Genomic DNA, 12,805 nt, shown 5'->3' on the forward strand with positions numbered 1-12,805 from the left:
TCCCAGGCTCTCGGGTGACGGGTGTCCGACAACGGTGAACATCGCTAGACCTCCGCTCAGGCATCTACCGCTGCTTTCGTACACTCGTGGTAATATCAGATGAGAAAGAACATCAGCTACCTTTATCACAGGCCGCAGTTGTCTATGATGAATCTCACGATTGAACAGGCACTCTACCAGGCAACCAGGCGTTTGCATTCGCTCTCGTCAACACCCCGGCTTGATGCTGAACTCCTGCTCGCCCATGTTTTGGGCTGGTCTCGCGCCAGAGTAGTTGCCGAACGGGAACAGCGCCTCACGCCGGAACAACAGGCAACGTTCAACGCCCTGATCGAACGTCGTGCCACGTGCGAACCGGTAGCTTATCTGATTGGTCAGCGTGAATTTTTTGGTCTTACCTTCTTCGTTGATCGGCGTGTCCTCATTCCACGTCCCGAAACAGAATTACTGGTTGAGCTAACCATCAAAGAGGCCCAACGCTACGGCAACAAACCACTTACCATCGCCGATATTGGCGTTGGGAGTGGTGCTATCGCAATTGCACTGGCAAAGCATCTGCCTCAAGCCACCATTTACGGCGTTGATCTGAGTACTGAAGCGCTAGAAGTGGCAGCCATTAATGTCAATCGCTATCACCTGCACGAACGGGTCATCTTGCTGCATGGCGATCTCTGTGAACCGCTCCCCACAGCCGTTGATCTGATTGTCAGCAATCCACCCTACACGATTTTGGCCGAGATCGACGAAGGGGTATATCGGCACGAACCACACCTTGCCCTTGACGGTGGCGCCGATGGTCTCGACTGTTATCGTCGCTTGATCCCGGCGACTCCGACCTATCTGAAACCTGGTGGTGCAATATTATTAGAAATCGGCGCCTGGCAAGCGTCATCTGTGACACACTTGCTACGCCAGGTACTACCAGAGGCTGAAATAACGGTACAGCGCGACCTGGCCGGTTATGATCGAGTTGTGCGGGCGCGTAATCGAGATGTCATCCTCTGATCTAGTCCATGGGTACAGATGAAACGTATACTATGGATGGAGGAGGATGACCATGACAACATTCTTTATCGCGCTTGGTATAGCCATTATCACTTTACTTTTTATTCTGCTCTGGTATGTACCACATCTTTTTCAGCAACAAGCCGGTCGAAGTGCTCGCGAAGCTGCACAACTCCGTGATATGTTGCTCGATATGCTCAACGAACAGGAAGCGGTGATGCAGCGACAGGCCCAACTAAGCACAGCGATAACCAATTTGCAGCAACAACTCGCCCAATTGATGACAGCATCAAAAAATCACGCTGTAGCGAGTGAAGTTGACGTACAATCAATACGACAGTTAGAAGAGCGTATCACTGCGCTCCATCAGCAGCTTCAGCGCTGGATTGAGCATCGCGGGCAACAGCAACGTCACCGCGATGTCGCCGAGAATGAATCCTGGGCGAACCTGCTCAGTCTCCTGGCTGCAATCCAGGAACGATTGGCACAACTATCGGTTGAACGAATCAACGTTTCGGTGGGGCTACAGGCTCGCACCCTGCTGGAAGAGTTGGAACAGGAAATGGCCCAGTTACGCAGCATTTCCGAAGATATTGCGACGCTACAGTGGCGATTACGCCGCTCTCTTCACGAACGTGAAACCAATGTTGCGCAACTGCGGGCACGATCAGCAAGTTCTTCCTCAACGGTGAGGCCAGTATGAGTATTATCGTTATTGATAATCAACGGGTGCATTACGAAGTCTTTGGCCGCGGTAAGCCTGTCGTTTTCCTTCACGGTTGGTTGGGAAGCTGGCGCTACTGGTATACGACGATGGAGATTGTCGCGCAACAGTTCCGAGCTTACTCCTTCGATTTTTGGGGTTTCGGCGAATCGCGCACAAATGACATGCCTACCATCCAGGGATATTCCAACCAGGTCATCCGTTTTCTCGATGCAATGGGCATCGAGCGCGCTGCGCTGGTTGGTCATTCAATGGGGGGAATGGTCGCAATGAAGACCGCCATCGAGCATCCTGGGCGGATAACTCGCGTGGCGACAGTCGGTGCACCGATCGACGGCAACTCGTTATCCTGGATGCTCAAACTGGTTGATCGCCCATTCTTTGCCGAATTTTTTGCCCGCCGACCATGGTTGCGCCGGTCACTCTTCCGGTTCTTCTTCGGCGATTCGCTCGATCCGGAAGTGAATGAAGTATTGGAAGATAGCACTAAATCAACAGCCGATACTATTCGCGCCGCTATCCATTCAATGTGGCGTACCAACCTCACACCACTGTTAGACAACTTGCGCGTGCCAGCATTAGTGGTACACGGCGCCCGTGATGAGATTGTCAATCCAAACCAGCTCCAGCTTTTTACGCATATTCCTCTCGCGCAAGTGGTACGGATGGAACACAGCCGTCATTTCCCATTCGTTGATGAAGCTGAACAATTCCACGCAATCCTGCTCGACTTTCTCAAACAACCCGATCCCATTGTGCCAACGCGCAGAGTGACGTCGCCTCCCACACCTTCCCCACCACAACCAACATCACCAGCTTCGTCAACCGACGAAAACCCGCAAGTAACTGCCAGTAGTCACGAGGTCATGCCGCCACCGGTTACTACTATCCCTCGATCTGCACCACCTGCCGGAAGTTGAGAGATACGAGATGAACCTACCGGTTTGTGCGAGTATAACGACGGTAGGGACGCAGTGATGTCGTACCCTACCGTGTGATAGATCATCCCACAGCCTCGCCAATACGAAAAGATAAGCGACAGCGAAATGCTTACCTGAAACGCGAAGGGGTGAAGATACTCGCACGTATCATCGTGTACGCTGGTGGCTCATCATCACCGGTCATGACGATAAGGCTCATAAGCACGCTATATCTCTTCCAATAACTACTTCTCTTATTGTCGTATGGTGAGCAGTTTTCATCGGTATTAAACGCATCTGAAATTTATGCCTGCGGGCCATTTCTTTTACTTCCTCTGACTCATCGTATGTCATGAGAAAGTTACCCGTGAATGTCTCGCATATGGTAAACAAATTCTCATGATCAATCTGGTGGTGTTTATAGAGTCGTTTCCCTGCCCGCTTGCCACCAGCAGTATAAGGGGGATCAATAAAATAGATGACATCCTCGCGGTCAGCAAACTCCATCATCACCTTCAGTCCATCATCGTGACGAAAGTCAATCCTGCTCGCAATATGACTGAGATGAATAATTCTCTGCGCAAGGGTCTGCGGATACCATCGAGAGCCAATTCCTTTCCCATTCTCGCCATGCTTGATAAAGCGAGAGCCTTTGGCGAGGATTCCGCCGTGTAACGTTCAGTTCTTCAAAATCGTTTGAAATGCTTTCTCTCTTGTTGTTGTCGGAACCCGCTGAAGTTCCGCTTCAACGTTTTCTCTCGTCATTTGGAATGTCACGATTTGATGAGCCAACCACTCAGCATCACCACGAACAATCGTTTGCCAGACTGATGCAACCTCATCGTCTAACTCAACCATCACGACCGTTTCAACCCACTGTTCAAAGAGAGCGGTAAGGCTAATAATACCGCCACCGACGAACGGTTCTATAAGCACACGTGGTTTGTACTTCAGACTATTCATCCAGCGTCGAAATGCCGGCACAAACCACGTCTTTCCACCGGGATAGCGGAAAGGGCTTCGTTGAGGGACAGAAGCAACATTTACCGGACGCAAGATAGGTTTATCGTCAGATAGTTCAGGAAACAATGGGAGCTGTTGCTGCTTTGTCATAGTTCAAAACGGCCTCTCCATGGTCTGATTCGTTGGCGGATTTTCCAGGTGTTCATCAAGTTTTTCCTGGAGCAACTTGATGAAATCCCCTATCTGCCCAGGAAGCGGTGTGGTGATAGAAAGCAAAGCCGACTCGAAATCGGTAAAAATCTCATCCACTTTTGTAAGGTAGTATCGACCAGGTTTATGATTGTCGTCCGCATGAATTTTTAGATCGTAGACCAGCCATGCAATATCAGCTTGATCCTTTGGAACTTGTTTCAGCGTGGGCAAAGTAGCAAAAAAAGTTCGGTTCAGCGCTACGGCGATTTTCTTATTCCAACTGTGTAAGATTCCACCCTTATAAACAAGCTGCGGAACAAGTCGCTTTCGAGAAGAGATATAATACTCGAATGGTTCGCGAACATTCCCAGAAATGTAGACAGCCTGAATCTCAAGGGCGCCAAAATCAACGACTTTACCGGCATCATCATAGGCAACGAGCACCACATCAATGCTGCCGGCGGGCTTACCTGTCGCATCGTTTAGACGAACCTCAGTGAGAGAAGTCCACTTCACTCCCTCCGCAAAGAAGAAAGAAGCGGCATGGTCGGTAATGATCCAATCCTGGCGGAAGCGGATTGGACAGGTAATGACCACCTAGTTCTCATGATTGATACTACAGACGCCAAGCGGGTTCCTTGCCTTGTCTTTGGTACAGTTCGGTACTTTATTGTTGAAGGGGCAGAGACGATGAGAACGATACCGCTTCGCTATTTCGGTTTGGTCTGTAACGAGGTAACCGAAGACCTCAGCTAATGGCTGTCCCTTATGCATCCTGCACGTCCTACCTGAAGATTCTGCTTTGTCCAATACCTTGACCGTCTTTGAATAACACTTGGAGCAATCTCGAGCACTCGCTCATCAGCGCAGAACTTCTACCTCAAGGTACACTGCCCGGCTGATTGCTGATCGAGGTCTGAACTAAACCGCTATGTACTACGATTTTACAACATATCTTGATTGCTTATTTATGTTTGTACCGATACCATGCAATACGTGGTGCATGTACCCTGCATTCACACCCGGTATTGATGCGTGCGGGGCGCCACTTACTGCCCATCAGTTCCAACTCTGCACGGCCCGTTCATGAGAAACCGTGGATGCCGCTTTATAACTCGTCCCAATGCCTCAAATCGCCCTAAATCCCTCCTTTCAACTGCCAGCGAGGAGCAGGGAGGGAATCCGCCCCTACCGTGCGCTGACAGGTATGATCGGCGAAACAACACATGTCAGATGTTTGCCTAACCATCAGACACCCTAACCACCGTCTCGGCAGGTTTTCGATGACGTAAGACCCATTTCGCTAGTTCAAGAACCGGCACTACGCTCAAAGCCACCCCAACAATGACGAGCCAGTCGATCAGTGATAGCGGAAAGGTAGTAAATGGCTCGTGCAAGAAAGGCAGATAGACGATGGCCAGTAACGAGAGCATTTCCCACAGGATCGCCAGATTCAGCCAGCGGTTCGCAAAGGGGCGATGAAACACCGAAAGGTGATCGGAACGAAAGTTATACGCTTTGAAGAACTGAATCAACACCAACGAAACGAAGGTCATCGTCATCGCCTCAACGATGCCACGCCCACTCTGTAATGCCCAGACAAAGAGCACGATATTGACCAACGCCGACCACAACCCACCGATGACCATCAGCCCAACGATAGGACGAGTGAAGATACCACGCCGCGGATCACGTGGTAGCTGGCGCATCAGATCGTCGTCAGGAGGATCAACTGCCAACGCGAGCGCTGGCAAACCATCGGTTGCAAGATTAACGTATAGAATTTGAACGGCAGTTAGCGGCAGGGGTAAGCCGGCAAGCGTAGCACTGGCCATCAGGGTAATTTCTCCGATATTCGATGACAGCAGATACATCAAGTACTTCTTGATATTGCCAAAGATTCGTCGTCCCTCTTCGACCGCTGCCACAATTGAGGCAAAATTGTCGTCGGTGATGGTCATTGCGGCAGCTTCTTTCGTGACATCGGTACCGGTAATCCCCATTGCAATCCCGATGTCAGCTTTCTTCAGCGCCGGTGCATCATTCACACCGTCACCGGTCATCGCTACCACATACCCTTTCTGTTGCAGGGTCGTCACTACACGCAGCTTATGCACCGGCGCTACTCTGGCGTACACGTCGATTGTGTCGACTATGCGTGCAAATTCCTCATCGCTTAAGGTATCGAGTTCATTACCGGTAATGACTCTGCCATGGACAAGCAACCCCAGCTCACGAGCAATTGCAGCCGCAGTTAACGGGTGATCACCGGTTATCATGACGACCCGAATACCGGCTGTCTGACAGGTCTGAATAGCTGTTTTCGCCTCGGGACGAGGTGGATCGATCATACCGACTAAGCCGAGGAAGGTTAGATCGTGCTCGGCATCGCTCAGGGTAGCCGGTGCTTTCGTCGCAATTGCCAGTACCCGCAAAGCTGACTCAGCCATTGTTTGCGCTGCCTGTAAGATGGTTTCCCGGTCAGCCAGACTCAGCGGCGCGACTCCGTGTGGTGCCAGCCAATGATGACACGCGGCCACAATGACCTCTGGTGCCCCTTTGGCGTAGGCAACCGTCTCCCCGTGTTCGTGATGCAGGGTAATCATGCGTTTGGTTTCCGAAGAAAACGGAATCTCGGCCACACGTGGCGCATTGGCAACCAGGTCATCAACAACCAGACCAGCTTTCATCGCAGCTACGATCAGCGCCGCTTCGGTCGGATCACCCTGTACTTGCCAGCGCTGATCGCGGTAGACAACCCGTGCATCGGAAGCAAGCGTAGCAGCGCGCAACAACTGACAAACTGCCTCATCGGGCAGGACAAGGTGATCGTCACAGCGAAACTCACCGACCGGCTCATAACCGGAACCGGTAATTTCCCACCAACGACCGGCAACAAACACCCGGCGGGCCGTCATCTCGTCTTTCGTCAGTGTGCCGGTTTTGTCGGTACAAATCACCGACGTACTCCCCAACGTCTCCACTGCTGGCAGGCGTCGCATCAGCGCATTCCGCTTCACCATGCGCTGTACTCCGATTGCCAGCGAGATAGTCACTACTGCCGGTAAGGCTTCAGGAACAACGGCGACGGCTAAGGCTATCCCAAAGATGATCATCTCGACCAGTGGCTGACCACGCCAGAAGCCGAGCAGAGTAATAACAGCCACAATGACCAACGCGACGCGCGCCAGCGTATGACCAACCTGGTCGAGATTCTCTTGCAGCGGTGTTCGCCCGGTTTCAATCGTCTGCAACATCGTGGCAATCGTGCCAAACTCCGTCTGCATGCCGGTCGCCACGACAATGCCACGTCCGCGTCCGTAACTGACCGAAGTTCCAGCGTAGACCATATTCTTGCGCTCGGCGACGGGTACTGATAGCGGTAAGGTTATCGCGGCAGTCTTCTCAACCGGGAGTGACTCGCCGGTAAGCGCAGCTTCTTCGATCTGAAGATTAACTGCCTCGATCAGGCGCAGATCAGCCGGTACACGGTCGCCAGCACGCAAGAGCACGATGTCGCCAGGCACCAGTGTGCGAGCCGGTACAACCTGCTCACGGCCATCACGCAAGACAGTGGCGTTGGGAGCTGCCATCTGCCGGAGCGCTTCAATTGCTCGCTCAGCACGGTATTCCTGAATAAAGCCGAGCAAAACAGCGAAGAGTACGATGACAATGATGGCAATCGATTCGATACCGTGCCCAAGGAGTATTGACAGGCCAGTAGCGATTAGCAGGATAATGATCAGGATATTCTTGAATTGATTGAGCAGAATTGTCCAGGGTAAAATACGAGTCGTCGCTTGCAGTTCGTTTGGACCGTACAGCGTTAATCGGCGCGCCGCTTCGTCACCGGTCAAGCCCTGTGGTGAAGTGTATAGTTCAGTGTATACAGCAGGTAGATCGAGTGCATGCCAGAGCAACGGTGATTGACGATGCTCAACGTTCGGTATTGCCATGAGATAGCTCCTTAACGAGCTGCGGTAAAGCCAAGATGAATATGTACAGTCTCGCTACCTTCGAGCATAGCACGCCACTATCGGCAATACAAGCGGTGCAGCGAGTCAATCTGCTAACCAACCATCGGATAGCGCCGGTTGAGAGGGTTGCAACGTCTTTCTCTCGGCGATGATCGTGGGTTGAAAACCGATCCTAGATGGCATACTGATGCGCCAGACACAGCTCTCTGGCCATACACTGCGAGATGCAGGTCAGAGGCCCGCACCAGGGATTGGCAAGTTTTCACGAACCGGCAATGGTGATGAAGGAAATATAGGGCGGACGGGCGGGGAAGCGTCTCGCTGCCGCTTGCAAGAAGATGCGACAGTTGAAGCCTTCCGGTAGTGGACTTAAGTCATGGCAGACTTCAGGGATCATCGGCAGCGGAGGCGTGTGGTTCGTCGGTATCGCTCCGCAGCACATCGTCCGATCACCTTCGATAACCGAACAGAAATCTCTGGTTGCCTGCTCTTGCAGCCAACAAAAGAGGTAGTTTCAGGTATAATTAATTAACTTCAAACGCATAAAAAACCTATTGCAAGGGTGCTCAGGGTGAGGAACACAATCGGCAGCCTGATGCAGAATGATAGCTAACCCTCGGCCAGACCGATCTGGTCGTCCTAAGCCTACCGAAGGAGGAGAGCGTGATTCGGGTTCTCATTGTAGATGATCACCCGATTGTGCGCGAAGGTCTGCGCAGTCTCATTCGTCAGCAAAGTGATATGACACTGGTTGGGGAAGCCGATGACGGCACCAAAGTGGTTTCGTTAGCAACCACCTTAAAACCTGATGTTATCACTATCGATTTACGTATGCCCAGCGTCGATGGCATTGGCGTCTTGCGCCAAATGCGCGAACTATCGCCATCGCCAGCCTGCCTGGTACTTTCCAACTATAACGAACCCGATTACGTAATCGCGGCTATCGAAGCCGGAGCACGTGGCTTTCTCTTGAAACACAGCGCGTACACCGCCATTATTGATGCCATCCGCACGGTCGCCAGCGGTGAATATGTCATCTCACCACATCTGGTTGGGGTACTCTTCACCAATGTCGCTGAGCTACAGCGCGAGCGCTTACGGCAGGCGTTAGCGGATGATGAAAGTGCCCTACGCTTGCTACGAGCACTGGCCAATGGTGCAACCACAGCCGAAATTGGGACAATGTTGCATATGAGTGAAGTAACGGTCAAACGTAGAATTCAAGAACTGATCAAGCTCCTTGGGGTACGGAATCGTACTCAACTAGTTGCCGAGGCAGTACGTCGTGGATGGATTTGAGGGCTTCCCGCCAGCCGTTATCAGGAAGGGAATTGCAGTGCACGGCGACAACACCCAACCATGCCCCCTGCCCACCGGTCTTTTTGCACAAGGGAGTGTACAACCGGTTCCTGTATCGCAGATACAGTGAAATATCCCAAACAGGCGTTACCTGAAAAATCATCACAAATGAATGCAGCTATAGATCAACGCTCGTTATTATTCTCAACAACTCTAACGGTATTTATATGGAACGTCTTGCCTCCTTCATAACCGGGAGGGCAGCCGATTTACGGCGATAACCTGACCGGAAGGACGTCATCTCTGCCGAAACGGCCATCGTTCTGGGCTGGCGCCAAGCGCCAGTCGCCATCACCCCTACTTATTGACCTCTTTGGATCGTTAATCTGACCATTTCGGATCTTCACCTCTTTGAGATCAGTAGTCTATACTACGAATATCCTAAAGCTATCAGATTCCTTAGCAAGCGAGGAGTGAGATCTATGACAGATCAAGAGGTCAGGCTCCCGGAAGAGGAGACCGATCGCCCGACGAAGGGGCGTCTCGACCGACGGAGTTTTCTCAAACTAGGCTCAGTCAGCGGCGCTGCTGCCATCTTGGCCGCGTGTGCCGCTCCGCCACCCGCACCAACCGCCGTTCCACCAACGTCAGCTCCGCAAGCGCAGGTTCCTACACCGGCTCCGGCTCCATCACCGGTTGTCGTTACCGAAAAGGTTGAGGTCCCGCTGATCAGTGAGGTCTTACCCTACCCACGCCTGAAGATCGCGACCCTCAACGATCTGAAAAATGGAGTGTTCGGTGCCACCTACCCTGACCAGCTTTCTCCGATCCAGGTTCTCAAGCTAGGGAAAAAGGTTCCTGGCGGCGTGGGACCAGACGAAGACATCGTGGCGTACAGCGGATTATGCACCCACATGGGATGCCCCATGAACTACGATCCGGCCACCAAAATTTTTGTCTGTCCGTGCCACTACAGCCATTTCGATGCTGAAGCCGACGCGATTCTCATTAGTGGGCCAGCGACCCAGAATCTACCACGCATTATCCTAGAGGTAGAGGGCCAGGATATTTACGCAGTTGGGGTGCAGGGACTGATCTACGGACGACCGCATAATCTCAGCCTGACTGAGCTATAGGAGGGAAAGACTATGCCTGTGTACCGTCCAGCCGATCGATTGGTGTTACCGCCGGTCGATGCTGAAAAATATCAAACCGTATGCCATTATTGCATTGTCGGATGTGGCTATCATGTCTACAAGTGGCCAGAGGGACGCTCAGGAGGATTGCTTCCCGATCAGAACGCGCTGGGAGTAGATTTTACCAAACAGGTCGCTCCGCTAAGTGGTAACTGGATTGCCCCTGCTCATCATTCGATCATTACCGAGCGTGATGGTCGTCGCTATCATATTGCTATCGTCCCTGACAAGGAATGTGTGGTCAATAAGGGACAACACTCGGCGCGTGGAGGTTCACTCGGCAGCAGCCTCTATCGGCCAGACGGCCCAACCCATGTTCGTCTAACCCATCCCCTCGTCTACCGCGCCACCGAGCAGGTACCAACAACGTGGGACGATGCGATAGATCTGGCAGCGCGCGTTATCTATGGCAGTATCCAGCGCGACGGCAACAACTCGATCTTTATGAAAATCTTTGACCACGGCGGCGGCGGCGGTGGATTTGAGAACAATTGGGCGGTTGGGAAATTCTTCTTCAACGCCGTCCAGACGATCAACTGCTCGATCCACAACCGTCCGGCGTACAATTCTGAAGTTCATGCCTCGCGCGACATGGGGGTGCCTGAACTCAATTATGCTTACGTCGATGCTGAACTCGCCGATACCATCGTGTTATGGGGCGCTAATTCCTACGAATCTCACACAAACTTCTACCTGGTCCATATGCTCCCGAATATCCAGGGCACAACGGTAAACGCCAAAAAGGACGCTCGTCCAGGCGAACAGGTTGGCCCCGGCCGGATCATCATTATCGATCCGCGACGCACGGCCACAGTGGTCGTTAGCGAGCAGGCCGCCGGAAAGGATCGGGTGTTGCATCTGCAACTCAACCCTGGCACCGATATTGCGCTGGCCAACGCGATCGCACGGGTCGTCTACGAACGGCAATGGCATGATAAAGATTTTGTCGCCAACCGGGTCGAAGCGGAAACGGTGCAGCCCTTCCTCGATCAGAGTCTCCAGATCAGTAAGAGTCTCGATGAGGTATTGGCCGAAGCCGAAAAAATCACCGGCCTGTCACGCACCCAGATCGAGCAGGCTGCAAGCTGGATTGCCGAGACTAAGAGCGATGGGACTCGACCGCGGGCAATCTTCCTGTACGAGAAGGGTGTTATCTGGGGATTGAAGAATTACGAGAATATCGGTAGTATTGTCAATCTGACACTCCTGACCGGCAACCTTGGCAAACCTGGTACAGGTTGTGGTCGCCTGGGAGGGCATCAGGAAGGATATGTGCGCCCTGGCTACCCCGGCCCACGCCCCGCGCCGTATGTTGATGATCTGCTTAGCCAGGGGCAGGGGAATGTCTTCTACGTCGTTGGGTGCAACCCGGCGGTAACCACCCTCAATGCGCAGCGCATGCGCGAGACGTTACAAACCCGTGGGAAGCTGGTCAGAGATGCACTTGATGCCAACTTCGCCGCTGACAATGCAACGAAAGCACAGGCTATCCTCGATGCTGTCAAGCAAGGTGGGTTGTTTATCATCGTGCAAGACATCTACCCCACCGAGACGGCAAAGCATGCCCACGTGGTCTTCCCAGCAGCAGCCTGGGGCGAAAGTCCGATTACGTCAATCAACGGTGAACGTCGTTTGCGGCTGTACGAGAAGTTCATGGACCCACCAGGTATCGCCGAGCCAGACTGGAAGATTTTGGGGATGCTGGCTCAGCGTATCAAAGCTCTGGCCCAAGCTGACGGTAATGCCGACATCGCTCAACGATTCAGCGGTTTCGAGTGGAAAACGGCTGAAGAAGTCTTCCTGGAAGGTGGTCAGTCGTTTGCCGATGGCGTGAAGGCCAGTGTTGAACGATACAAGGGTGTTGATTACGCCTTCCTCAAGGCAGCCGGTAACAACGGTATTCAGACCCCGGTAACTATTGTCAACGGTAAGCCGCAGGGACGGGTACGTTTCTTTGAAAACGGTGAACCCTTCTACACCGAAAGTGGCAAGGCCAAGATGCTGCCGACGCCGTGGCCCGGATTCCCGGCCATCGTCCAGGAGCAGATCAACAAGTATCCATACTTCATGACTAACGGGCGCAACAATAACTGGCAGACTCTCTACAACGACATGAACATGCCCTTCTTTGCCGAACGAACGCCATTGCCATACATCGAGATTAGTCCAGAGGACGCAAAGAAGGAGGGTCTCCAGCCAGGTGATATTGTGCGCCTGTTCAACGACTACGGCGAGACAATGGCATACACTGTAGTGAGTAACAGTGTTAAACCGGGTGTGATCTTTATGCTGTTTGCTCACCCGCGGGCGACTACGAATAGTCTGACCACACCGTATGTTGACCCGGCGGTCATTATCCCGTACTACAAAGGAAGTGCCGTAGGTTTGCAGCGCATTGGCCGTCTCGCCGATCTGGATGCACGTCTGACATACAAGCCAACCAATTTTGATTTTGATAAGGTGGTGTAACGGCCCGTCGTTGTCCGATTTCCCCCTCACCTTCCCCCCGGCCCCCTTCCCTCCCGCGCT

10 protein-coding genes are annotated in these 12,805 nt (G+C 52.7%); 6 read left to right on the forward strand and 4 right to left on the reverse strand.

Translation table 11 applies throughout. The features are described 5' to 3' along the window. The first annotated feature begins 147 nt into the window (after positions 1-147). Genes prmC through JE47_RS0117115 form a run of 3 tightly spaced genes read left to right on the forward strand, consistent with a single transcriptional unit; the run spans position 148 to position 2,649 of the window. The gene (gene prmC / locus JE47_RS0117105) at positions 148-1,005 is read left to right on the forward strand and encodes a peptide chain release factor N(5)-glutamine methyltransferase (RefSeq protein WP_035419802.1); all 858 of its coding nucleotides are present in this window, start codon (positions 148-150) and stop codon (positions 1,003-1,005) included. A 52-nt stretch (positions 1,006-1,057) separates the two neighbouring features. Further along, on the forward strand, positions 1,058-1,708 hold the full coding sequence (locus tag JE47_RS0117110; protein ID WP_031460925.1) for a hypothetical protein: 651 nt from the start codon (positions 1,058-1,060) through the stop codon (positions 1,706-1,708). Then, positions 1,705-2,649 carry an alpha/beta fold hydrolase gene (locus JE47_RS0117115; protein WP_051871196.1) on the forward strand — a complete coding sequence of 315 codons (945 nt, stop codon included), beginning with the start codon at positions 1,705-1,707 and terminating at the stop codon, positions 2,647-2,649. The genes JE47_RS0117110 and JE47_RS0117115 overlap by 4 nt, the downstream gene beginning before the upstream one ends. A 216-nt stretch (positions 2,650-2,865) precedes the next feature. Here JE47_RS0117115 and JE47_RS22485 read toward each other — a convergent pair whose 3' ends face one another. The 4 genes from JE47_RS22485 to JE47_RS0117130 form a co-directional block, all read right to left on the reverse strand. Then, positions 2,866-3,312 carry a DNA adenine methylase gene (locus JE47_RS22485; protein ID WP_330216978.1) on the reverse strand — a complete coding sequence of 149 codons (447 nt, stop codon included), beginning with the start codon at positions 3,310-3,312 and terminating at the stop codon, positions 2,866-2,868. Between the two features lie 15 nt (positions 3,313-3,327). Beyond that, positions 3,328-3,762, reverse strand: a complete 435-nt coding sequence (locus JE47_RS22290) for a DNA adenine methylase (RefSeq protein ID WP_236631281.1) — start codon at positions 3,760-3,762, stop codon at positions 3,328-3,330. Positions 3,763-3,765: 3 nt separating this feature from the next. Continuing rightward, positions 3,766-4,401 carry a NotI family restriction endonuclease gene (locus tag JE47_RS0117125; RefSeq protein WP_330216977.1) on the reverse strand — a complete coding sequence of 212 codons (636 nt, stop codon included), beginning with the start codon at positions 4,399-4,401 and terminating at the stop codon, positions 3,766-3,768. Between the two features lie 644 nt (positions 4,402-5,045). Beyond that, complete coding sequence (locus tag JE47_RS0117130) at positions 5,046-7,760, reverse strand: cation-translocating P-type ATPase (RefSeq protein ID WP_031460928.1); 2,715 nt, start codon at positions 7,758-7,760, stop codon at positions 5,046-5,048. Between the two features lie 684 nt (positions 7,761-8,444). Between JE47_RS0117130 and JE47_RS0117135 the strand changes: the two genes are divergently transcribed. The 3 genes from JE47_RS0117135 (at position 8,445) to JE47_RS0117145 (ending at position 12,745) form a co-directional block, all read left to right on the forward strand. Then, on the forward strand, positions 8,445-9,080 hold the full coding sequence (locus tag JE47_RS0117135; RefSeq protein WP_031460929.1) for a response regulator transcription factor: 636 nt from the start codon (positions 8,445-8,447) through the stop codon (positions 9,078-9,080). Positions 9,081-9,562: 482 nt separating this feature from the next. Continuing rightward, the gene (locus JE47_RS0117140) at positions 9,563-10,216 is read left to right on the forward strand and encodes an arsenate reductase (azurin) small subunit (protein ID WP_031460930.1); all 654 of its coding nucleotides are present in this window, start codon (positions 9,563-9,565) and stop codon (positions 10,214-10,216) included. Positions 10,217-10,228: 12 nt separating this feature from the next. After that, positions 10,229-12,745, forward strand: a complete 2,517-nt coding sequence (locus JE47_RS0117145; protein ID WP_031460931.1) for an arsenate reductase (azurin) large subunit — start codon at positions 10,229-10,231, stop codon at positions 12,743-12,745. The last annotated feature ends 60 nt before the right edge of the window (positions 12,746-12,805 follow it).

Source organism: Chloroflexus sp. MS-G, from assembly GCF_000735195.1.
Lineage (GTDB): Bacteria > Chloroflexota > Chloroflexia > Chloroflexales > Chloroflexaceae > Chloroflexus.

Excerpts from the sequence above, each read along its gene's own strand:
- JE47_RS0117130 (WP_031460928.1), bottom strand. The coding sequence starts at position 7,760 with ATGGCAATACCGAACGTTGAGCATCGTCAATCACCGTTGCTCTGGCAT.
- JE47_RS22290 (WP_236631281.1), bottom strand. The coding sequence starts at position 3,762 with ATGACAAAGCAGCAACAGCTCCCATTGTTTCCTGAACTATCTGACGAT.
- JE47_RS0117115 (WP_051871196.1), top strand. The coding sequence starts at position 1,705 with ATGAGTATTATCGTTATTGATAATCAACGGGTGCATTACGAAGTCTTT.
- JE47_RS0117145 (WP_031460931.1), top strand. The coding sequence starts at position 10,229 with ATGCCTGTGTACCGTCCAGCCGATCGATTGGTGTTACCGCCGGTCGAT.
- prmC (WP_035419802.1), top strand. The coding sequence starts at position 148 with ATGAATCTCACGATTGAACAGGCACTCTACCAGGCAACCAGGCGTTTG.
- JE47_RS0117140 (WP_031460930.1), top strand. The coding sequence starts at position 9,563 with ATGACAGATCAAGAGGTCAGGCTCCCGGAAGAGGAGACCGATCGCCCG.
- JE47_RS0117110 (WP_031460925.1), top strand. The coding sequence starts at position 1,058 with ATGACAACATTCTTTATCGCGCTTGGTATAGCCATTATCACTTTACTT.